Origin of the sequence: Blautia sp. DFI.1.216 (genome assembly GCF_020594215.1) — a bacterium.
Lineage (GTDB): Bacteria > Bacillota > Clostridia > Lachnospirales > Lachnospiraceae > Blautia_A > Blautia_A wexlerae.
The window spans coordinates 38281-59763 of record NZ_JAJDML010000019.1 but is presented as its reverse complement, the minus strand read 5'-3'; the positions used below and the strand labels follow the sequence as shown (position 1 = coordinate 59763).

The window sequence follows — 21483 nt, the reverse complement described above, 5'->3', positions numbered from 1 at the left end:
TTGTCCTATTTCCACTAAGGCCGTTTTTTGACCCCATTTTTGCCGGTTGTCCTATATTTAACCACTAAAAATTGAGTGAAAACGGCTCTCGTTTGGTCAAATGAGGTCAAACTATATCAGCCCGTTTAGGTATAAGAAAACCCCGGAAAACCTTGATTTTCCGGGGTTTTTGAACCATTTTGATATAGTCTGAGCAGTCGATTATCGTTTGCTGAACTGCGGAGCTCTACGAGCTGCTTTGAGACCGTACTTCTTACGTTCTTTCATACGTGGGTCACGAGTTAAGAATCCAGCAGCTTTCAGAACTGGTCTGTAGTCGTTGTCTGCCTGAAGAAGGGCTCTTGCAACACCATGTCTGATGGCACCAGCCTGTCCTGTGTATCCACCGCCATGAACGTTAACTAATACGTCAAATTTGCCTTCTGTTTCTGTTGCAGCTAAAGGCTGACGAACGATAACTTTCAGTGTATCTAATCCAAAATATTCATCGATATCTCTTTTATTGATTGTGATCTTACCGGTTCCAGGTACAAGATAAACTCTTGCGATTGATTTTTTTCTTCTTCCTGTTCCGTAGAATTTTGCGCTAGCCAATGTTTTCTACCTCCTAATTAAAATGTTAAAGCTTCTGGTTTCTGAGCTTCATGTTTGTGTTCCGGTCCTGCATATACGAAAAGTTTTGTGTACATGCTTCTTCCTAAAGGTCCTTTTGGAAGCATACCTTTAACTGCGAGCTCGATAACTCTCTCAGGTTTCTTTGCTAACATTTCTTTTAATGTGGTTTCTCTCATTCCACCTACATAATCGGAGTGATTGTAGTAGATTTTCTGCTCTAATTTCTTACCTGTAACTTTGATCTTGTCAGCGTTTACGATGATTACATAATCACCTGTGTCTACGTGTGGTGTAAACTGTGGTTTATTTTTTCCTCTTAAAACGCTTGCTACTCCGGATGCCAGACGGCCAAGAGTACATCCATCAGCGTCAACTACATACCATTTTCTTTCGATTTTATCTGGATTAGCCATATAAGTCTGCATGGTTTTACCTCCTGTTATTTATCAACGATAGTTTAATTAACCGCGGAATTTCCCGCGAATATAAGTTATTGGAAACGCCGGTGCTAAAAATGCGGAAATGTCCGAAACCGCTGATAAATACTTTCGCCTGGGCTATTTGGCTTAAGCATCTCGCACTACGTCACATTTGGTTATTATATTATAAGGGTTCTGTTCTGTCAATAGGTTTTGTGTCGTTTTTTCAATTTTTTTCGTTACTCCCCCGTTTTTTGTTTTCAGCAAAAAAACTGTTGATCAGTTATCCCACCGGCAATTATCGAAACGGATGATTTTCTCCTCCTGACTATCAATCAAAAAATTCAATCCCCATCAGTGTCAGTCCCTGTGCCGGAGCAGTTGGGCCTGCCATTTCGCGGTTGCAGGCTTCCAGAATTGTCTTTACTCTCTCAGGCGGATACTGTCCGTTTCCTACTTCGATCAGAGTTCCGGAGATGATTCGTACCATGTTGTAGAGGAATCCTGTTCCTGTTACACGTATGGTTACGATATCTCCGTCACGCCATACATCAATTCCTGTCACTGTACGGATAGTTGTTTTTACCTGCGCTTTTGCACCGCAGAAAGAAGCAAAATCATGCTGTCCGATCAGGTATGAGGTTGCTGCTTTCATCTTATCTACATCCAGTTTGTAGTGGTAGAAATAGGTGTATAAGCGCTCTGTCGGAACCGGGAATTTGCGATTCAGGATGCGGTATTCGTATGTTTTCTCGCTGTCGCAATAACGGGGATGGAAATCCGGTTCTACTTCTTCAGAGAGCTGAATGCGGATATCTTCCGGAAGACGCTGGTTCAGTGCATAGGAAATCTTTTCCCCGGGAATGCGTGTGTTGGTGTCAAATACTGCCACGTTTCCCATGGCATGAACCCCTGCGTCTGTACGGCTTGCACCGATCGTTTCTATCTTCTCGCCAAGAAGCTCGGACAATGTATCATTTAATACCCCCTGTACAGTAATCCCGTTTGGCTGTGTCTGCCAGCCACAGTAGTTGGTGCCGTCATATGCAACTACAAGACCAATTCTTTTCATCTGTTTTCCTCCATAAAAATTGAAAACTTTTGTTATAACAAAATAAACAATATGCTGTAATCCTTTCCTACCGGATTACAGCATATAAAATATCTTTATAAATTATATCAGTACTTTCTCAGATTCCCACAATTCTGAAAACAATGGCGATTCCCAGATAAGCCCACATCACCACATAGGAAATGTAGTCTCTGGACTCATAACGCAATGGCTTCATCTGGGTTCTGTTATCCCCTCCATGATAGCACCTTGCTTCCATGGCCATGGCCAGATCATTTGCTCTTCTGAACGCAGAAATAAACAGCGGAACCAGAAGCGGAATCATATTTTTTGCCTTCTGAATTATATTTCCGGTTTCAAAATCTGCGCCACGTGCAATCTGTGCTTTCATGATCTTATCGGTTTCCTCCATAAGGATTGGGATAAAACGCAGCGCAATAGACATCATCATGGCAATCTCGTGGATTGGCACATGAAGTTTATTTAACGGCCTGAGAAGTCGTTCCAGACCATCTGTAAGCTGATTGGGTGTGGTAGTCAGCGTCATAAGAGAAGAACCGATCACCAGATACGTCAGGCGGATGGCCATTCTTCCGGCCAGCTTCAGGCCCTCCTCTGTCACATGCAGGATTCCCCACTGCCAGAGAACCTTTCCGGGTGTCAGAAATATATTAAATACCACTGTGATCATAAGAAGCATCACGATTGCCTTCAGTCCCTTGAACATAAATTTCACAGGAACTTTGGAAAGAATGATCATCGCTGCCAGAAATATAGTTGCCACTGCATATCCCGGAAATGTATGGAATACAAAGACAGAGATGATGAACACCAGCGTACCCACCAGCTTTGCTCTCGGATCCATTTTGTGCAGAACGGAATCTGCAGGATAATACTGTCCTATTGTAATGTCTCGGATCATACTTCCTGCCCTCCCTCATTCTCTTCTTGTTCTGCAGACTTTTTATCCATTGTTTCCTTCTGAATGCTTAAATCTTCATCAGGCACATCTGAATGAGACTCTTTCGTCCCATCCTTAGTCAGATCAGCTTCCATCTCACTAATTAAGGTTTCTGCTTTGGCATTTTCTTTTTTCGACTGACTGTCTGAAACAGATTGTCTGTTACCGGACAATTTCCCGAGATTACATTTTCTTAAAACTGCAAGGATATTCTCTTTTGCCTCATCCACCGTTGTAGCAGTTACATCTACATCCAGGCCTTTTTCCTTCAACGCATGCATGATATAAGTAATCTGCGGTGCTGCAAGTCCCATGGCTTCCAGCTCTCTGTAATGAGCAAATACTGCTTTGGGAGCATCGTCATATGCGATTTCTCCGTCATTGACTACGATCAGTCTCTCCGCATATTTTGCAATATCCTCCATGCTGTGGGATACAAGGATAATGGTAATCCCTCTTACTTTATGAAGCTCTGCGATCTGGTCAAGGATATCATCTCGTCCTTTCGGATCCAGACCTGCAGTTGGCTCATCCAAAATAAGAATTTTCGGATTCATTGCCAGTACACCGGCAATAGCAACTCTTTTCTTCTGTCCGCCGGAAAGCTCAAAAGGGGATTTACTGAAATTTTTCTCCTTGAAACCTACGTGCTGCAGTGCTTTCTTTGCTTCTACTTCTGCCTCTTCCCTGGATAATCCCTGATTCATGGGACCAAAGCATACATCAGAAAGCACATCATTCTCAAAGAGCTGATGCTCCGGATACTGAAATACAAGACCAACCTCGCTTCGCAGGGCACGACGATCATATTTCTCTCCCCAGATATCCTCTCCATTATAAGTGATCGTACCGGAAGTTGGACGGATCAGCGCATTGAAATGCTGGATCAGTGTAGATTTCCCACTTCCTGTATGTCCGATAATTCCGATAAACTGTCCGTCCGGAATAGAAAGATTGATATCTTTCAGCGCATGGATCTCATAGGCAGTTCCCGGACTGTAGGTATAAGTTACATTTTTTAATTCTATTGACATAAGGCATTCACCAGCTCCTCTGTAGTCAGTATTCCCTCCGAAACATCCACTCCGGCTTTATGAAGTTCGTGTGCCAGAAGTGTTACCTGCGGCACATCCAGTCTGTATTCTTTCAGAGTTTCCACCTGTGAGAAAATCTCTCTGGGTGTTCCCTGCATCACCACTTCTCCGTTGTCCATAACATATACCTTGTCCGCATGAACAACTTCTTCCATATAGTGAGTGATCAGAATGACTGTCACTCCTTCCCGTCTGTTAAGGTCACTGACTGCCTCAAGAACTTCCTTTCGTCCATTCGGATCCAGCATTGCAGTTGGCTCATCCAAAATGATGCATTTCGGACGCATTGCCATGACACCGGCAATTGCAACTCTCTGCTTCTGTCCGCCGGAAAGTTTATTCGGAGAATGATAACGATAGGATGTCATTCCTGTTTTTTTCAGGCTCTCATCTACACGCTCCCAGATTTTCTCTGTGGGCACACCCATATTCTCCGGTCCGAACCCTACGTCTTCTTCTACTACAGTTCCTATGATCTGATTGTCAGGATTCTGAAAAACCATGCCCGCTTTCTGTCGGACTTTCCATAATTCCGGCTCTTTAGACGTGTCAATCCCATCTACCCACAAAGTTCCTTCCGTCGGAAGCAACAGCGCATTCAGGTGCTTTGCAAGAGTAGATTTTCCGGAACCATTATGTCCCAGAACAGCCACGAATTGTCCGGCTTCAATGTCCAGGTTTACATCATTGACAGCACGCTGCGTATCCTGCACGTTACCATCTTCATCATACTTGAGATAGTCAAATCCCAGCTTGAATGCCTTGATAATTCCCATAATATTTTTTGTCCTCGTATTTTGTCTGTCTGCTGCTTATTTTCACAGGAAAAGAATCCCGTCAGTAAACAGCGAATATTTATTTTTTCAGGCTTCTTCAGTAGCTGCCAGTCCGGTCAACTCGTCAATCAGAGCCCAGATCTCATCTCTTCCCTGCTTCGTCTCAGCAGAGAAAGGAATAATAATGCCATCTTTGCTCAGCTTCAGCCCTTCTTTGATTGCTTTGATATTTTTCTGAACCTGGCTTCGTTTGAGCTTGTCAAGCTTCGTTGCAATAATGATCGGCTCATAGCCATTGTTCAGAATCCAGTCATACATCATCTTGTCATTTGCAGATGGATCATGACGGATATCAATAAGAAGGAAAACCGCCTTCAGGTTTTTGGATGTATGAAGATATCTTTCGATCATCTTGCCCCATTTTTCCTTCTCAGACTGTGAAACCTTTGCGTATCCGTAACCAGGGAGGTCTACCAGATACATGGCTTCATTGATATTATAAAAGTTAATGGTCTGTGTTTTTCCCGGCTGTGCACTTGTTCTGGCAAGAGATTTCCGGTTCATCAGCCCGTTGATCAGAGATGATTTTCCCACATTTGATTTTCCTGCAAATGCAACCTCCGGTCTGTTGGTGTCCGGGAGTTTGCTGGTAATACCGCATACGATATCTAATGATACATTCTTAATAACCATTGATTTCCTCTCTTTTTTCACAACAAATGGTCAATCTTTACTGACTGACCATTTATTTTATACCAGTGCCTTATTAAGCACTTCCTTCATCGAACTTACAAAGGTAATGGTAAGTCCGTCTGTGATTTCCTTATCTAATTCCTGAATATCCGGTTTGTTTTCTGCCGGCACTAACACCTCTTTGATCTTAGCATATTTTGCCGCAAGAAGTTTTTCTTTCAAACCGCCGATCGGAAGAACTCTTCCTCTCAGTGTGATCTCACCGGTCATTGCAAGGTCTGCCCTTACCGGCTTCTTAATAATTGCGGAAAGGATTGCAGTTGCCATGGTAATACCTGCGGATGGTCCGTCTTTTGGTACTGCCCCCTCCGGAATATGCACATGAATATCGTTTTCCTGGAAAAATTCCGGCTCAACTTTATAGTCAGAAGCAATGGAACGAATATAAGTAATACCTGCCTGTGCAGACTCTTTCATAACATCTCCCAACTGTCCGGTAAGCATCAGCTCACCCTTGCCGGGCATTACATTGACTTCAATCTGCAGTGTATCGCCGCCCACCTGTGTCCAGGCAAGCCCACGGGAAATACCAATCTCATCTTTCTTATTTGCCATAAGATAGTTAAAATGCTCTTTTCCAAGAAAATCTGACAGATTCTTTGAAGTCACTGTAACTTTCTTTTTATCTTCTTCCATGATCAGACGTGCAGTTTTTCTGCATATCTGTCCGATGGTTCTCTCCAGGTTTCGAACTCCGGCTTCTTTTGTATAATTGTTGATGATCTTCTTAAGAGCCGCTGACTGGATTGTCAGTTTACCTTTCTCGATACCGTTCTCTTCCATCTGCTTCGGAATCAGATGTTCCTTTGCAATATGTTCCTTCTCATTCTCAGTATAACCTGCGATCTCGATCAGTTCCATACGGTCAAGAAGTGGTCTCGGAATGCCCTGAACATCGTTTGCAGTTGCAATAAACAGTACTTCTGAAAGATCCTGTGGAACCTCTATATAATGATCCATAAATCTGCTGTTCTGTTCCGGATCAAGCACCTCAAGAAGTGCCGCAGAAGTATCTCCTTTATAATCACTGCTGGTCTTGTCAATCTCATCCAGAAGCATCAGAGGATTGCTCACTCCTGCCTGCTGTAATGCTGCAGTGATCCTTCCCGGCATTGCTCCTACATAAGTCTTTCTGTGGCCCCGGATCTCAGCCTCATCTCTCACACCGCCCAGACAGATACGTACATATTTCTTATGCATTGCTTCTGCAATCGATCGGGCAATGGAGGTTTTACCTGTTCCGGGAGGTCCTACCAGACAAAGGATCGGACTTTTTCCCTTATGTGTCAGTTTGCGGACGGAAAGGAACTCCATCACACGCTCCTTCACATCTTTCAGACCGTAATGACCTTCCTGAAGTACTTTCCATGCTTCTTTCAGATCATCAGAATCTGTGGATTTCTTCTCCCACGGAAGTGCCAGCATGGTCTCAATATAACCACGCAGTACTGCATTCTCAGATACATTGCTGTTGGTATTCTTAAATCTCTCGATTTCTTTGCTGATCTTCTCTTTTACCTCATCGCCGGCCTGAAGTTCCTGGAGTTTCTTCTTAAACTCCTCTGCGTCATCCGCAGTATTATCCTCACCCAGTTCCTCACGTATCAGTTTCAGCTGCTCTCTGAGAATATATTCTCTCTGATTCTTATCAATTCTGGCCTTCACTTTTTTCTGGAGATCTCTGCCAATCTGCATGATCTCAATCTCATTTCCAAGGATTGCACCCAGAACTTCATAACGTTCCTCCAGTGTAAGTGCCTCCAGAATCTTCTGCTTATTCTGATAAGATAAAGGAATATTTACGGCAATCTGCTCAACCAGTTCCTCAACATTATCTATATTTAAAATCTGTGCTACCAGCTCTTTGCTGACTTTTCCATTTTCCATGCAGTATCTGTGGAATAATTCCTTAAGGCTTCTGTGCATGGCTTCCATCACTGGTTCCGGCATCTGCATTTCTTCTTCATCAACAGGTGTGATCTCACTTCTGATAAACGGAAACTCCTGCTCAAATTTCACAAGTGTGGCTCTTCCCGTTCCCTCTACAAGTACCCGCAAAAGATTCTGCGGAAGTTTCACAACCTGTTTGATATAGGCAATGGTTCCTACATGATATACACCTGCCAGATCCGGTGATTCCACCTCAGGATCAATCTGAGTAACCAGAAAAATCTTCTGGTCATGAAGCATGGCAGCTTCAATCGCCTTGACAGAACGCTCCCTGCTCACATCAAAATGAACGATCATCCCGGGAAGGATGGTAGTCCCCCTGAGAGCGATCGCAGGCAGCACTATATTCTGATTTGTCATTTATTGTTCAGTCCCTTTCATCAGGCTGTTTCCGGTTTATCCTTCTTGTGTGTCCGGGACGTTCTTCTGCTTCCGGCTGTCTTCGCCTGTGCAGGAGTTTCTCCGCGGACGATCTCCGGCTCACCGGTGCCATCTACTACATCTTTGGTAATTGTACACTTGCGGATCGTGTCATCTGACGGAATCTTATACATCAGATCCATCAGTGAACCTTCCATGATCGCACGCAAACCTCTGGCTCCTGTCTTACGTTCCAGAGATTTCTTTGCGACCAGTTCAAGTGCATCATCTTCAAAATCAAGTTCAACACCATCCAGTTCAAATAATCTGTGATACTGTTTGGTAAGTGAGTTCTTCGGCTCTTTCAGAATACTGATCAGCGCATTCTCATCCAGCGCATCCAGAGTTACAACTACCGGCACACGACCGATAAACTCAGGAATCAGACCGAATTTGATAAAGTCTTCCGGCATTACATCCTTCAGGATCTCACCTACATTTCTGTCTTCCTTAACAGAAACCTCTGCACCGAAACCGATGGACTTGGTATCCTGTCTGGACTCAATGATCTTCTCGATTCCGTCAAAAGCACCGCCGCAGATAAACAGAATATTTGTTGTATCAATCTGAAGAAACTCCTGATGAGGATGCTTGCGGCCGCCCTGAGGCGGAACACTTGCCACTGTACCTTCCAGAATCTTCAGAAGTGCCTGCTGTACGCCTTCACCGGAAACATCGCGGGTTATGGATGGATTCTCAGATTTTCTTGTGATCTTATCAATCTCATCAATATAGATAATTCCGTACTGTGCACGTTCAATATCATAATCTGCTGCCTGAATGATCTTGAGAAGAATATTCTCAACATCCTCTCCTACATATCCGGCTTCTGTCAGTGTGGTAGCATCTGCAATAGCAAACGGTACATTCAGAAGTCTGGCAAGTGTCTGAGCCAGCAGAGTTTTACCTGAACCTGTAGGTCCAAGCATCAGAATATTACTCTTCTGAAGCTCTACATCAGAATTTTTTGACGCAAGAATTCTTTTATAGTGATTATAAACAGCAACGGAAAGAGCCTTTTTTGCTGCATCCTGACCAATTACATAATCATCCAGAACTGCATGGATCTCTTCCGGTTTTAACAGATTAATATCAGAATTCAAAACCTCGTCATCATAAGGATTTAATTCTTCCTCCATGATCTCTGAGCAGATGCCAATGCACTCGTCGCATATAAATACTTTACCATCCGGACCTGCGATCAGTTTTCTTACCTGATCTTCTGTCTTCTGGCAAAAGGAGCATCTTACTTTTCCTTCTCTCATTTTTTCTGCCATGAATTTATGTCTGTCCTTTCTCTATACTAACTAATAAGACTCCTGTGACGATTCACAGGAGTCTTATCTTTCGCATTATTTATGCATGACTACACCGTCAATCAGTCCATATGCCTTTGCTTCTTCAGCAGTCATATAGTTGTCCCGGTCTGTATCACGCTCAACAACTTCTATCGGCTGACCGGTATTTGCAGCCAATAACTCATTTAAAGTTCTCTTTGTCTGTGCGATATGATCTGCCACGATCTGGATCTCTGTTGCCTGTCCCTGCGCACCGCCGGATGGCTGATGGATCATGATAGTGGAATGCGGAAGAGCAAATCTCTTTCCTTTTGCACCGCCTGCCAGAAGAAAGGCACCCATGCTGGCAGCCATTCCAAGACAAATGGTAGAAACATCGCATTTAATATACTGCATGGTATCATAGATTGCCATGCCGGCTGTTACGGAACCGCCCGGGCTGTTGATATACAGCTGAATATCTTTACCAGGATCTTCTGCTTCCAGGAAAAGAAGCTGTGATACGATCAGTCCTGCACTCACATCATTTACTTCCTCACCAAGAAAAATGATTCTGTCCTTCAGAAGCCTTGAATAGATATCATAACTTCTCTCTCCCCTGCTTGTCTGTTCAATGACATAAGGTACTAAACTCATATAAACGCCTCCATTTACGCGGCTGACTTTTTTCCGAAAGAGGCAGACATCTGAGCCTGTCTCTTTCCGGTTCTTAAAATTCGATTACTTTAAAATTAAACTTCCTTAGCAGCGTCAGCGATAACAGTAACTGCTTTCTGTACAGCCATGTCTTTCTTCATCTGCTCAAGTTCACGCTCTCCAAGTAATTCTTTTAACTTGTCAGCTTCCATTTTGTATGCTTCAGCCATCTTGGAGATCTCTTCATTTACTTCTTCCTCTGTTGGCTGAATGTTCTCAACTTCTGCTACTTTCTCAAGAACCAGTCTTGTCTGGATTCTCTTTAATGCCTGTGGTTTCATGTCTTCCATCATCTTGTCAGCAGTCATGCCTGTGAACTGGAAGTACTGATCCATGGATAATCCCTGAGACTGCATTCTTCTGCTGAAATCATCAAGCATCTGACGACACTGTGTCATAAGCATAGCTTCCGGAATATCCATCTGTGCATTTTCGATTGCTTTATCTACTGCTGCATCTTCTTTTGCACGTTTTGCTTCGTCTGCTTTTTTATCTTCAAGGTTTGTTTTTACATGCTCTTTGTACTCTGCAAGTGTATCGAACTCAGAAACATCTTTTGCAAAATCATCATCCAGTTCAGGAAGTTCTTTTGCTTCGATCTTCTTAACTGCGCATTTGAAGATTGCTTCTTTACCTGCAAGTTCTTTTGCCTGATATTCTTCAGGGAATGTAACTTTTACGTCTACATCATCGCCAACTTTAGCACCAACAAGCTGTTCCTCGAATCCCGGGATAAATGTGTTGGAACCAAGTGTCAGAGGATACTCTGTAGCCTGTCCGCCATCGAAAGGTACTCCGTCTACAGATCCTTCGAAGTCGATTGTTACGATATCATTTAACTGAGCTGCGCGGTCTTCTACGCTGATTGTTCTGGAGTTTTTCTCCTGCTCTTTCTTGAGTTCAGCTTCTACGTCTTCGTCTGTTACTGTGATTTCAGTTTTCGGTACTTCTACACCTTTGTAATCACCTAATGTAACTTCCGGTTTAACAGCAACTTCTGCTGTGAAGATGAATGCTTTTCCAGGCTCAGCCTGTGTAATGTCGATTGTCGGCTGGGAAACGATCTCAAGTTCGCATTCAGCTAATGCTTTGCTGTAGTGTTCCGGAATCAGAGCGTTAACAGCATCTTCAAGGAATACTCCTTTGCCATACATCTGCTCGATCATTTTTCTTGGAGCTTTTCCTTTACGGAATCCAGGGATGGAAATTCTTCCTTTTGCTTTCTGGTATGCATTCTGCATTGCTTTTTCTAAATCTTCAGCGGCAACTTCGATAGTAAGTTTAGCCATGTTTTTTTCCATTTTTTCCACCTGTAAACTCATGTTACAATGTTCCTCCTTAAATTCAGGTTATATTTTGCGACTGGTTTTTCAGCTGCGTTATATCATTCACAGTTTTTACCTATTTCTATATATTCAAGTCTGAGCTCCGCTCCCACCATTGCAGAAGCGGGAGAGTTACTGTTCACTCTGTGTCAGTAACGCAAGAAGTCTGTTTATAACTCAATTATATATTTACAGTCATTGTAGCAGTATAGCACAAAAAATCCAAAAGTGCTAGTGTTTTTTCGCATAAAAATAAGGGTTTTGGGATGTTTTAACGTGTGTAAACTACAGATTCTGCGATTTCTTTTGCTTTTTCTTCATTTTCGAGCTGTGAAATCAGGGAGAGTGCGAAGTCTACAGCCGTTCCCAGGCCGCGGCTGGTGGTTATGTTTCCGTCTACTACTACGCTGTCTTCACTTGTTACTGCGCCATCTTTGGAGAGAACTTCCATGAATGACGGATAGGAAGTTGCTTTGCGGCCTTTGAGGAATCCCAGTCCGGAAAATACGCTTGGAGCTGCGCAGATGGCTGCGATTTTTTTGCCTTTATTGTTGAAGTCTGTCAGGAGGTCGATGAGTGGTTTGTAACCGGCAAGGTATTTGGTTCCCGGCATTCCTCCAGGAAGAACGAGCATGTCGGCGTCGGCGAAGTCGGTTTCAGCGAATATGGCGTCGGTGAGCATGGTGATGCCGTGGGATGTCTGGATCCGGGTGGTTTCTTTGATAGATATGGTTTTGATGTCGATTCCGGCGCGGCGAAGAAGGTCTACTACGGTTAAGCCTTCAATGTCTTCGAATCCGTCGGCGAGGAAGATGTATGCTTTTTTACTCATTTTTTTGTGCCTCCTGATTGTTGTATTTTTTAAGATTTTTATCTTGTTTTTCTGAAATGGATTATAGCATTTTTTATGGATAGTTACAATGTTTGTTTGAGTTGCATAGAGACAGATGGCTTCGCGCTGGGAACTGGCAAAGTGTTACTTTTACCATATCTCTGGTTTCAAGTCTTTCGGCAATGGATCTGGATATGTTTCGCCGTTTAGGGTTTCCGTCAGTTCTTTTCTGGCTTGATTTGCCAGTTCTGGATTTTGTAAAAAATCCAGGGCAGTGAGAGCCATGATTTTGGCGGCGTAGAGCATTCCTTTGTGAGCTATTGAGGATTTGCCCTGGGCTACTGCCTGCCAGGAGTGGAGAGCGGTTCCTGCGGCGAATGTGGGGATGTTGAGGTGGACGGTTGGAACGATCCAGCTTACGTCTCCTACATCGGTGGAGTATTTGAGGTCGCTGTACAGATTTTGACAGGCGATTGGTTCGAAGATTGGGGTTTTCATTGCTTCCGGTGCTTTGGGACCAAAGTAGTCCCGGGCAATTGTAGGAAGTTGGTTTTTGTCCTGATCCGAGAGGGACTGCTGGAATTTTTGTGCGTAGGCATATTCCTGCTCTGTATATGGAATCGGGCCAAGTTTTTCCAAGTAGGTGTTCATATGGTCTGCAAGGATTTTACTGGAGATTAAATTGGAATAGGCAGCCACCTGACGGATTTCTACGGTAGTTTCGGTCATGAGGGCGGCGCCTTTGGCTATATTACATACACGGTTGTAGAGTTCTTTTACCTGAGTGATCTTCGGGGCGCGGATGGCGTAGAGTACTTGGGCTCTGGACTGGACTACGTTTGGGGCATCTCCGCCTGTGTCGGTGATGGCATAGTGGATTCTGGCTTCGTCTATCATGTGTTCACGCATGTAGTTTACGCCTACGTCCATTAATTCTACTGCATCCAGTGCGGAACGGCCTAATTCCGGGCACATGGAGGCGTGTGCCGGGGTTCCGTGGAATGTGAAGAAGACTCTGAAGTTTGCTTTGGTGCTTCCGTAGCATGCGCGTCGTCCCTGTTCCGGGTGCCAGCAGAGGGCGAGGTCACAGTCATCGAAATAGCCGTCGCGTACGAGAAACGCTTTGCCGCCTGCGTTTTCTTCGGCTGGGCAGCCGTAGTAGCGGATTGTTCCTTTCAGGTTGTGTTCTTTCATGAAGTCTTTTAATGCGATGACGGAAGCAAGGGTGCCTGTTCCGATAAGCTGATGACCGCAGCCATGACCACAATTATCAGTATGTCCTGAATCTGGATTTTGTTTCTTTTCTCTTTCCGGCACGCTTTCATATTTTGAATCTGATGTTTTTTCTTCCGGGATTCTCTCGGTAGTATCTGCTTTCTGCGAGAGTCCCGGCAGGGCATCAAATTCGCCAAGAAATCCTATAACCGGTTTTCCGGAACCGTATTCTGCAATAAATGCTGTTTCCTCTCCTGCCAGATTTGATTTTATGGAAAATCCCTCTTTCTTTAATGTCTGCTGAAGTAATTCAGAAGATTTATATTCTTGAAATCTCGGCTCCGCATACTCCCAGATTTTATCGCTGATTTTGGCATAATATTCTTTTTTATCTTCAATTTTTTCTGATATTTCTTTTATGTATTCATCCATATATTTTTCCTCTTGTCCCATGCTGTTTCCTACTTTCTTCTTCATTCCCCACAACATTTTTATCTATTTTACATTAAGCAGATATCATGTTACTGTTCACACACCACTATCCCGAGACATACAAGCCAAAATTCCATTGCCGCAGGCAATCTGGAATGAATTTTGTCTACGTTACTGTGAACGGAGTGAACAGTAACGATATCACCGTTTGATTTAAGTAAAATATGCGTTTTCATTATTTTTCATATATGCTATTATCATTATAGCACAAACTAAAGGATTGACACATTTTAACTCAATGGAGGAAATTTAAATGGAAATCGAACGTAAATTTTTAATATCCAAAGAAAATCTGCCAGCAGATCTTGATGCTTATCCACATCATAAACTCGAACAGGGCTATTTATCCACTGCACCGGTAGTCCGTATCCGCAAAGAGGATGATAACTACTATCTTACCTATAAATCCAAAGGTCTTATGACCCGCGAGGAATATAATCTTCCACTTACCAAAGAATCCTATGAACATATGCGTCCAAAAGCTGACGGAATCCTCATTTCCAAAACCCGCTATCTTATCCCGGAAAAAGATAGACTCACCATTGAACTGGATGTATTTGATGCTCCTTATGAAGGACTCTATCTCGCAGAAGTGGAATTTTCTTCTGAAGAACAGGCGCTCAGTTATAATCCACCCGTATGGTTTGGCAAAGATGTTACGAACTCCGGTAAATATCATAACAGTCGTCTGAGTCAGGGAAATTTATAATAAAATAAAACAGCTCCGAAATATTGTTCTGTTAATATGTATTTGCAGGAATTGTAGTAACTCTTAGGTTCTGGAAATTCGCGTTATAAAAAATCCGCTCACTGTCTGAGCCGCTTTGCGGCGAGTTTGAGCGGATTTTTTATGGTTTTAGCGGATTTTCAGAGCCTTAGAGTTACTGAGATTACATCTTTTTACCTTTTTCAGCAGCTCCATTCAGAGCTTCAAAGACAGCACTTCTGAATCCCTTCTGTTCCAGGATTCTTACTCCCTCGATGGTACTTCCGGCCGGTGAACATACCATATCCTTCAGTTCTCCCGGATGCATGCCTGTTTCCAGTACCATTTTTGCGCTTCCAAGTAAAGCCTGTGCAGCAAACTGATAAGCCTGTTTTCTTGGCATTCCCTGGGCTACCGCAGCATCTGCCATTGCTTCTATGAACATAAAAACATATGCAGGTGAACATCCGCTTACAGCACTTACTGCGTCCATCAGACGCTCCGGAACTACTTCTGTACGTCCAAAGCTGTCTGTGATCTCACAGATCTGAGCCAGTTCTTCTGCCGATACTTTCTCATTGGCACATACACCAGTCATACCCTCCCCAACCTGAGCAGGAGTATTCGGCATCATTCTTACCACTTTCAGAGGCTGTCCACATTTTTCTTCTAACCAGGCAAGAGTTTTCCCCGGCGCAATGCCTACAACTGTGTGTTCCGGTGTCAGTTCATCTTTTACTTCATTCAGCACTTCTTCATAAAACTGCGGTTTCACGGCCAGGAAAACCAGTTTTGTGTTTTTTACCACTTCATGGTTATCCAGGGTTGTAACCACTCCCAGCTTTTCTCTGCTTCGTTTGCTTCCTTCTTCTGTAAGATTGGAAACAATAATCTCATCTTTTTTATAAAGTCCTTTTTTCAGCATACCACTGATCATGGCAGAAGCCATATTTCCGCATCCGATAAATCCGATTTTCATAAATCTGCTCCTCTCTTGCAATTCCTGTTGTTTTCTGATAATTTATAACTGCTTTTTTCATATCTTTTTCTTGTTATAGATAATGATAATCATCCAGCAATCTGCCGTAAAATACTGAACAGTTACAGATAATTATAATTCATTACTGTCCAATATGACTGTAAAGGGACCGTCATTCACAAGCTCCACTTTCATATCTGCCCCAAATTCTCCCTGCTCGACAATATCAATGTGTTCTTTGCATCTGGCAATTATGTATTTGTACAGATTTTCAGCCATATCAGGGGCCCCTGCTCTTATAAAGGAAGGTCTGTTTCCTCTTTTACAGTCAGCATATAATGTGAACTGGGAAATAAGCAGAAGACTTCCGCCCACCTCCTTCAGGCCAAGGTTTGTCTTACCGTTTTCATCTTCGAAAATACGCATATTAACCATTTTATGGATCATTTTATCTGCGATTTCAACGGTATCTTCTTCTCCTACTCCGATAAGAACCATAAAGCCCTTGCCTATCTGGCCTCGTACTTCACCATTAATTGTCACTTTTGAATGCATTACTCTCTGAATTACAAAACGCATAATTCACTCTCCTTAATCAACGGATTTCTGTCTGTTGATAGATAGCATAGCACATTTTTATCCGTTTTTCCATTGTAAAGTGTCACCTTGCAGCTGTTATCTCAAAATCTTGTGTTACTGTTCACTCCGTTCACAGTAACTTAGCCAAAATTCATTCCAGATTGCCTGCGGCAATGGAATTTTGGCTTGTATGTCTCGGGATTTTGGCATATTCATGCCAAAACACCTCGCGGGATAGTGGTATGTGAACAGTAACAATTTTGTTACTTGCACTCGTCACTCCATTCTCAGTAATGCTGCACAATTTCCTTTCATCATCTTATAGTAAACCGGGATCAGAAGTGCACAGGCTCCGATCCACGCCATTGGGCTGGCAATACATACAGATGTATATCCGATAATTCCGGAAAGACCTACTGTTGCAGCAATTCGCATAACCAGTTCAATCATACAGGCAGCAAAAGGTGCTTTGCCATTCTGCATGCTCTGGATGGATGTACGGTATACTGCCAGCAGTCCAAGCACAAAGTAAAAGGGAGCTACGATCGTCAGATACATATCTGAATAGTGATAGATTTCTTTTGTGGGATCTGAGAGAAACATTCTTACGATCGGATGTCTCAGCAGCAGAATTCCAATACACATGATCAGGTTAAATGCTTCTGTCTGAATCAGACATGCGCGCACGCCCTGACGGATACGGTCCCATCTGCCTGCACCAAAATTCTGAGCCACATAGTTGGAAATTGCGGTCATCATTGCATTGTTTACCAGTACAGAAAGCTGGTCTGCTTTCGATGCTGCGGTATATCCTGCAACTGCTGCAGTACCCAGTGAGTTTACCACTGCCTGCATGGCAAGCTGTCCGATACACATGACAGACATCTGGAATCCCATAGGAAATCCGGTCTTTAAATGCAAAATTGCGGTATCCTTTAAATCTGTAAAATCTTCTCTGTGCAGATGCAGGATTGGGAAATTTTTTAATCCCACTACCAGACTCAGCACTGCCGAAAAAAACTGTGACAGAATAGTCGCCCATGCAGCACCGGCCACCCCCATATGAAACGGTACAATAAACAGAATATCAAGAAAAATATTTAATACAGATGAAAATACCAGGAAATACAATGGTGTTTTACTGTCTCCCAATGCGCGGAGCATATTTGAGATCATGTTGTAGAAAACGGTAGCACCTGTACCAAGCAAAACTACAAACATATAGTCGTATGCTTCACCGGAAATATCAGCAGGAATCTGCATCCAGCGCAGAATCTGATGAGAAAGCAGACAGCAGGTCAGTGTCAGTACTACTGTAAAGGCAATACTCAGAAGTGTGGAAACCGCAACGCTCTTGCGCATTCCTTTTTCATCCTTTGCCCCGCATTTCTGTCCCAGACAGATACCAAACCCACCTGTAAATCCATTGATAAAACAGAATACAAAATAAATAATAATACTGGTGGAACCTACTGCTGCCAGGGAGTCTGCTCCCAGCGTTTTTCCTACGATCACAGAGTCCGCCAGTGTATAAAAAAGCTGAAACAGATTTCCCAGAATTACAGGAATCGCAAATTTCAGCAGTGACCGGAACGGATTACCTGTAGTCAGATCCATTTCTTTTGATCTTGCCATGTTTCCTACTCCTCTCCTTGCACGATGTGCATACCAACGTTATAATTGTGGTTATAACAAGCATTGTAATGAATATATCCTGTGATAAATTGTCAGATCGTGTTGATGATCATGCTTCTGTGAGCAATTCATCACAGCGTACATATAATAAAATCGGAGAACTGTAATATGGCTATGCGTAAAATTCTTGTAGATGAAACCAACCGCGAACTTTGTGAACATGGAACTGTCGGTTTTCCCATGACCGTTAATCATGATGACCTGTGGGCATTTGAGGGAAAAAGTGTACCTATCCACTGGCACAATGACCTGGAGATCAGTCTTCCCAGAGAAGGAGAAGCTATCTATCAGGTGTATCAGAAAAGCTACACTGTAAGACCTGGAGATGTTCTTCTTCTGAACCGTAATGTACCTCATAGCTGTCATTCATCTAATAACAGTCATGCCAGATACAGTACCTTTCTGGCACGTCCGGATTTCATATATGGCGAATACGGAAGTGATGTGGAACGCAGATGTTTTCGTCCTTTCCTCCAGAATTCTTCTGTTCCCTGCATCCTTCTTGCTTCCGGAAACTCATGTACCCGGACTGTGATCCAAAAGCTCAATGAAACAGAAGCCCTCTTTGATCAGAAGACCTTCTGTTATGAGTTGAAGATCAAGGGGCTTCTCTGTGAAATTTTCGGTATGATTCTCTGCGAACACCAGAATGATCTTGCAAAATTTGTTCCAGCCAACCAGCTGGAACTGGAAAGGCTGGAACAGATGCTGGATTATCTTAATACGCATTTTGAATCCGTAATCTCTCTGCAGGAGCTGGCAGACCAGGTTCATCTGTCCAAAGAGGTCTGCTGCCGCCTGTTCAAAAAAATGACCGGCAAAACAATTACCGGCTATCTGGAAGAATATCGTGTCAACCAAAGTCTGCCACTGGTTCAGAGCTCCCAATATTCTATGATCCAGATTGCAGATATGACAGGCTTCAGCAATGCCAGCCGTTTTGCCCGGGCATTCCGCAGACAATTCGGATGCAATCCCGGTGAATACAATTCTCTTAAGCTGCAAAAGTGCTAGAGCGTGTCTGAAAAATGCTTTCTGCAAGATGTGCGTCACAATTTGTGGGATATTTTGCCCGGATGAGGGCGCCGTAGCGGGCTACGGCAACTGAATTCGGGTGAAATATCCCGCAAAGTGGGGCGTGCAGATTGCGGGAATGATTTTTCAGACACGCTCTAACCTGTATCTGTTCTTTTATATGGTTATCCTTCTGCCTCATGGATATTATATTAGAATTCTATATCAGAAACCATTCCGGAATTGATTTACATGATACAGATATTGACTTTTTCAGACCTATTATTTTCAAAAAAAGAACAGCCCCTCTGACTTATTATACGTCAATGAGACTGTTCTTTTTATTATTCGGGGGCAATCCGATATTCGTAATCGAGGCAGGGAACTTACTTGATTCGGTTAAAGTCCCAGCGTATCATTTACCAGAATCACATGGATTCTGTCTTTATGTCTGGAATATCTGGTGATCAGGAACTGACAGCAGATGGTATCCGGGGATTTGCAGTTAAAGCATTTTCCGGTTTCCTTACATGGAGTTTTGATATCAAATCTCTGTGCATTAGCTGTAGCTGCTACATTTCTGGCACGCTTCATTGCGCTGTCAAGATCCGGACAGACTTTGTTTATACCTACAATAAAGATTACTTTTTTCGGACCCTGGGCAATGCAGGATACACGGTTGGAATTGCCATCAATATTGACAAGGACACCATCATCTGTGACTGCATTGGCACTGGATAAAAAGAAATCTGCATCATAGGCTGCCATAAGTCCCTCACGAGGTTCAAGCTTTGCGCGGTCAATATAATTATAATCTCCATCCTGCAAAGCTTTGACCAGACCGATCTCATGTGCACTCATGCATCCGCCCATGGCGATTGTGCTTCCGTTTGGGATCAGTTCCAGGGCCTGCTTTAATGCTGCTTCTTTATCTTGTGCATAATACCCGGACATATTGCGGGATTCCAGTCCCTTGATCACTGTTTTTGCCAAAAGTTCGTTTCTTTTTTTCATGTTTGCATCCATTGTTGTATCCTCCCTAATGTCTGGAGCATGCAGATTGTAGAAATTATTTTCAAACACGCTCTGGTTTTAATTGTTGTCCCAATCATACCATATTTCCGGTTTCATTTCTATTTTAACCGGATAAACACTGTACTTTTTTTTATTACGATTTATTCACATTCTCCAATACCACCAGAAAACGTAGTAGATGATCCGCTCTGTACTCTTTGTACGACACTGCCATCTCGTGCATCGATTGTGAGAAGCGGTACACCGATGCGATCCATAGTAACGCTGTCTATAACCATTTCATCACCGCTATCTGTGTAAGCCACCGGTTCTTGGGAATTCCAGGTTCCATAGAAATCCCATACCGGGATCAAGCTTCCCTCTGTGTTGCTGTTGCCCTCTCGCACACGCATATATCCAAGCTGAACTTTTGTTATCGTCATTTCAACTGTCTGTGCATCAATAGAGGGATAACGTGCGAAGAAACTTGTGCCATCTACTGCCAGCAGACGGTTTTCCTGCTCTGTCATAATCTGCATGGTGATTGTTTTTTCAAAAATGTCTTTGATTTCATCAAATGGCAGAAGAAACACTGCTTCGTCCGAAGCATCTGATACCTCAATCGGATCACTGTGGTCAAAACTCTGAAGTGTTCCGCTGCAGAAAACCATTGTCAGCGATTCATTATCCCATCCCTTGCACTGCGATTCATGAAAATTATCGTCTTCATCTATCCAGGGACGAGATAATTCATCATATGGCAAATAAGAATTCCGTATATAATTAACAGGTACGCCATTGACCATTCTTTCAAAGAAAAAAGTGTCCTTTTCCAAAGTGCTGTTTTCTTCTGTGAGTTCTTTTGATGCACTGTCAAACAGGCACCATTCTCCGGAAACAATATCCTTTACATAATTTTCTGCATCTTCTTCAGTCATATTCTGGTTTCCTGCTTTTATATAATTCTGGAATCGTTCTGCTCTTTGTTCTTTCTCGTCCTGAGACAGGTTTTCTTCTTTCACGTCATCAAACGCAGAATATTTTTCCCAAAGGCTAAGTACTTCTAAATTTTGAAATGTACCGGTATATTGATACGTCAGTCCATTCACCTCATATGTTTCTACCAATCCATCATCATTTTGTTTCAGCAATTGCCCTTTGACAAAAGTATCCAGTACTTTCTGTGGCTCTTCTTCTGAAATTGCGACTTTTTTTACATTTTTCAGGCATATAGCATCCACATCCGGCACTTCGACCGGAGCATTGGCTGTCAAAGTAAATTTCATAGGATTCTTCTGATCTGTCCGTTCTGCTGTTCTTAAGTCAGACTGTATTATTGTCTGGTATTTTTCCGGAGCCTGTACCTGTTCGGCAACTGTCTTCTGAACTGTTTCTTTCTCTTTATGTTCCTCTGTTTTTGAATCAGTCTTATCCTTTTCTTCTACAACAGCAGAATATACAACCTTGTCACATCCTGACATTGTCAAAAAATTCATACACAAAAAAGCTCCCAGAAATATTTTTACTTTCTTCATTTCTTTCTCATCCTTTCTTAATTTTTCAAAAAAGGTACCCTCT

Annotated in this window: 19 protein-coding genes and 3 pseudogenes; 3 read left to right on the top strand and 19 right to left on the bottom strand. The window is 43.0% G+C overall.

The annotated features are described in order from the left end of the window. Positions 1-201: 201 nt before the first annotated feature. From rpsI to LJE11_RS09280, 13 genes and pseudogenes are all read right to left on the bottom strand, one after another. Complete coding sequence (gene rpsI, locus LJE11_RS09340) at positions 202-594, bottom strand: 30S ribosomal protein S9 (protein WP_008705974.1); 393 nt, start codon at positions 592-594, stop codon at positions 202-204. Positions 595-611: 17 nt separating this feature from the next. Continuing rightward, complete coding sequence (rplM, locus tag LJE11_RS09335) at positions 612-1040, bottom strand: 50S ribosomal protein L13 (RefSeq protein ID WP_008705976.1); 429 nt, start codon at positions 1038-1040, stop codon at positions 612-614. Between the two features lie 325 nt (positions 1041-1365). Next, a complete protein-coding gene (truA, locus tag LJE11_RS09330) occupies positions 1366-2106 on the bottom strand; it encodes a tRNA pseudouridine(38-40) synthase TruA (protein WP_008705977.1) in 741 nt (246 codons plus the stop codon). A 118-nt stretch (positions 2107-2224) separates the two neighbouring features. Next, positions 2225-3028: an energy-coupling factor transporter transmembrane component T family protein gene (locus LJE11_RS09325; protein ID WP_008705979.1), complete on the bottom strand. Its 804-nt coding sequence runs from the start codon at positions 3026-3028 to the stop codon at positions 2225-2227. Positions 3029-3255: 227 nt separating this feature from the next. Continuing rightward, positions 3256-4101, bottom strand: a pseudogene (locus LJE11_RS09320) (energy-coupling factor transporter ATPase); the annotation flags it as partial. Then, positions 4092-4937: an energy-coupling factor transporter ATPase gene (locus tag LJE11_RS09315; RefSeq protein WP_008705983.1), complete on the bottom strand. Its 846-nt coding sequence runs from the start codon at positions 4935-4937 to the stop codon at positions 4092-4094. The gene LJE11_RS09315 and the pseudogene LJE11_RS09320, both read right to left, overlap by 10 nt. An 87-nt stretch (positions 4938-5024) precedes the next feature. Continuing rightward, complete coding sequence (gene yihA / locus LJE11_RS09310) at positions 5025-5630, bottom strand: ribosome biogenesis GTP-binding protein YihA/YsxC (protein ID WP_008705985.1); 606 nt, start codon at positions 5628-5630, stop codon at positions 5025-5027. Positions 5631-5687: 57 nt separating this feature from the next. Beyond that, positions 5688-8000 carry an endopeptidase La gene (lon, locus tag LJE11_RS09305; RefSeq protein WP_008705987.1) on the bottom strand — a complete coding sequence of 771 codons (2313 nt, stop codon included), beginning with the start codon at positions 7998-8000 and terminating at the stop codon, positions 5688-5690. Positions 8001-8020: 20 nt separating this feature from the next. Further along, positions 8021-9337: an ATP-dependent Clp protease ATP-binding subunit ClpX gene (gene clpX / locus LJE11_RS09300; protein ID WP_008705989.1), complete on the bottom strand. Its 1317-nt coding sequence runs from the start codon at positions 9335-9337 to the stop codon at positions 8021-8023. 75 nt (positions 9338-9412) lie between these two features. Then, positions 9413-9994, bottom strand: a complete 582-nt coding sequence (gene clpP / locus LJE11_RS09295; RefSeq protein ID WP_008705991.1) for an ATP-dependent Clp endopeptidase proteolytic subunit ClpP — start codon at positions 9992-9994, stop codon at positions 9413-9415. A gap of 95 nt (positions 9995-10089) precedes the next feature. Then, positions 10090-11376 (bottom strand): trigger factor, encoded by a 1287-nt coding sequence (gene tig / locus LJE11_RS09290; protein ID WP_008705993.1) that lies wholly within the window; start codon positions 11374-11376, stop codon positions 10090-10092. Between the two features lie 274 nt (positions 11377-11650). Continuing rightward, positions 11651-12211, bottom strand: a complete 561-nt coding sequence (locus tag LJE11_RS09285) for a DJ-1 family glyoxalase III (protein WP_008705995.1) — start codon at positions 12209-12211, stop codon at positions 11651-11653. Positions 12212-12361: 150 nt separating this feature from the next. After that, on the bottom strand, positions 12362-13858 hold the full coding sequence (locus LJE11_RS09280; RefSeq protein ID WP_118521340.1) for a M20 family metallopeptidase: 1497 nt from the start codon (positions 13856-13858) through the stop codon (positions 12362-12364). Between the two features lie 313 nt (positions 13859-14171). On the opposite strand from LJE11_RS09280, the gene LJE11_RS09275 reads away from it, so the two are divergent. Continuing rightward, positions 14172-14627 (top strand): CYTH domain-containing protein, encoded by a 456-nt coding sequence (locus tag LJE11_RS09275; protein ID WP_022380866.1) that lies wholly within the window; start codon positions 14172-14174, stop codon positions 14625-14627. A 181-nt stretch (positions 14628-14808) separates the two neighbouring features. Here LJE11_RS09275 and proC read toward each other — a convergent pair whose 3' ends face one another. The 3 genes from proC to LJE11_RS09260 form a co-directional block, all read right to left on the bottom strand. Further along, entirely contained in the window at positions 14809-15603 is a 795-nt protein-coding gene (gene proC, locus LJE11_RS09270; RefSeq protein WP_022380867.1) for a pyrroline-5-carboxylate reductase, read from the bottom strand. A 132-nt stretch (positions 15604-15735) separates the two neighbouring features. Beyond that, on the bottom strand, positions 15736-16182 hold the full coding sequence (dtd, locus tag LJE11_RS09265; RefSeq protein ID WP_008706007.1) for a D-aminoacyl-tRNA deacylase: 447 nt from the start codon (positions 16180-16182) through the stop codon (positions 15736-15738). A 276-nt stretch (positions 16183-16458) separates the two neighbouring features. Then, positions 16459-17817 (bottom strand): MATE family efflux transporter, encoded by a 1359-nt coding sequence (locus LJE11_RS09260; RefSeq protein WP_022380868.1) that lies wholly within the window; start codon positions 17815-17817, stop codon positions 16459-16461. Positions 17818-17985: 168 nt separating this feature from the next. Between LJE11_RS09260 and LJE11_RS09255 the strand changes: the two genes are divergently transcribed. Beyond that, complete coding sequence (locus tag LJE11_RS09255; RefSeq protein WP_022380869.1) at positions 17986-18891, top strand: AraC family transcriptional regulator; 906 nt, start codon at positions 17986-17988, stop codon at positions 18889-18891. On the opposite strand, the pseudogene LJE11_RS20340 reads toward LJE11_RS09255, so the two are convergent. Next, positions 18872-18982: pseudogene (locus LJE11_RS20340) on the bottom strand (DUF6783 domain-containing protein); the annotation flags it as partial. The gene LJE11_RS09255 and the pseudogene LJE11_RS20340 sit on opposite strands and share 20 nt — an antisense overlap. Here LJE11_RS20340 and LJE11_RS20335 point away from each other — a divergent pair. Then, positions 18932-19138, top strand: a pseudogene (locus LJE11_RS20335) (DUF6783 domain-containing protein). The pseudogenes LJE11_RS20340 and LJE11_RS20335 sit on opposite strands and share 51 nt — an antisense overlap. 152 nt (positions 19139-19290) lie before the next feature. Here the strand turns inward: LJE11_RS20335 and LJE11_RS09250 are convergent. Further along, positions 19291-19917: a lactate utilization protein gene (locus LJE11_RS09250; RefSeq protein ID WP_022380870.1), complete on the bottom strand. Its 627-nt coding sequence runs from the start codon at positions 19915-19917 to the stop codon at positions 19291-19293. A 149-nt stretch (positions 19918-20066) separates the two neighbouring features. Continuing rightward, the gene (locus LJE11_RS09245; protein WP_044952349.1) at positions 20067-21440 is read right to left on the bottom strand and encodes a DUF6034 family protein; all 1374 of its coding nucleotides are present in this window, start codon (positions 21438-21440) and stop codon (positions 20067-20069) included. Positions 21441-21483 lie beyond the last annotated feature (43 nt).

What these genes read in the sequence shown, in the direction of transcription:
- clpX (WP_008705989.1), bottom strand. Translation starts at nt 9,337, where the DNA reads ATGGCAGAAAAAATGAGAGAAGGAAAAGTAAGATGCTCCTTTTGCCAG.
- truA (WP_008705977.1), bottom strand. Translation starts at nt 2,106, where the DNA reads ATGAAAAGAATTGGTCTTGTAGTTGCATATGACGGCACCAACTACTGT.
- LJE11_RS09255 (WP_022380869.1), top strand. Translation starts at nt 17,986, where the DNA reads ATGGCTATGCGTAAAATTCTTGTAGATGAAACCAACCGCGAACTTTGT.
- clpP (WP_008705991.1), bottom strand. Translation starts at nt 9,994, where the DNA reads ATGAGTTTAGTACCTTATGTCATTGAACAGACAAGCAGGGGAGAGAGA.
- tig (WP_008705993.1), bottom strand. Translation starts at nt 11,376, where the DNA reads ATGAGTTTACAGGTGGAAAAAATGGAAAAAAACATGGCTAAACTTACT.
- LJE11_RS09325 (WP_008705979.1), bottom strand. Translation starts at nt 3,028, where the DNA reads ATGATCCGAGACATTACAATAGGACAGTATTATCCTGCAGATTCCGTT.
- LJE11_RS09280 (WP_118521340.1), bottom strand. Translation starts at nt 13,858, where the DNA reads ATGGATGAATACATAAAAGAAATATCAGAAAAAATTGAAGATAAAAAA.
- LJE11_RS09260 (WP_022380868.1), bottom strand. Translation starts at nt 17,817, where the DNA reads ATGGCAAGATCAAAAGAAATGGATCTGACTACAGGTAATCCGTTCCGG.
- LJE11_RS09250 (WP_022380870.1), bottom strand. Translation starts at nt 19,917, where the DNA reads ATGGATGCAAACATGAAAAAAAGAAACGAACTTTTGGCAAAAACAGTG.
- LJE11_RS09245 (WP_044952349.1), bottom strand. Translation starts at nt 21,440, where the DNA reads ATGAAGAAAGTAAAAATATTTCTGGGAGCTTTTTTGTGTATGAATTTT.
- LJE11_RS09315 (WP_008705983.1), bottom strand. Translation starts at nt 4,937, where the DNA reads ATGGGAATTATCAAGGCATTCAAGCTGGGATTTGACTATCTCAAGTAT.
- LJE11_RS09275 (WP_022380866.1), top strand. Translation starts at nt 14,172, where the DNA reads ATGGAAATCGAACGTAAATTTTTAATATCCAAAGAAAATCTGCCAGCA.
- rplM (WP_008705976.1), bottom strand. Translation starts at nt 1,040, where the DNA reads ATGCAGACTTATATGGCTAATCCAGATAAAATCGAAAGAAAATGGTAT.
- proC (WP_022380867.1), bottom strand. Translation starts at nt 15,603, where the DNA reads ATGAAAATCGGATTTATCGGATGCGGAAATATGGCTTCTGCCATGATC.
- lon (WP_008705987.1), bottom strand. Translation starts at nt 8,000, where the DNA reads ATGACAAATCAGAATATAGTGCTGCCTGCGATCGCTCTCAGGGGGACT.
- LJE11_RS09285 (WP_008705995.1), bottom strand. Translation starts at nt 12,211, where the DNA reads ATGAGTAAAAAAGCATACATCTTCCTCGCCGACGGATTCGAAGACATT.
- dtd (WP_008706007.1), bottom strand. Translation starts at nt 16,182, where the DNA reads ATGCGTTTTGTAATTCAGAGAGTAATGCATTCAAAAGTGACAATTAAT.
- yihA (WP_008705985.1), bottom strand. Translation starts at nt 5,630, where the DNA reads ATGGTTATTAAGAATGTATCATTAGATATCGTATGCGGTATTACCAGC.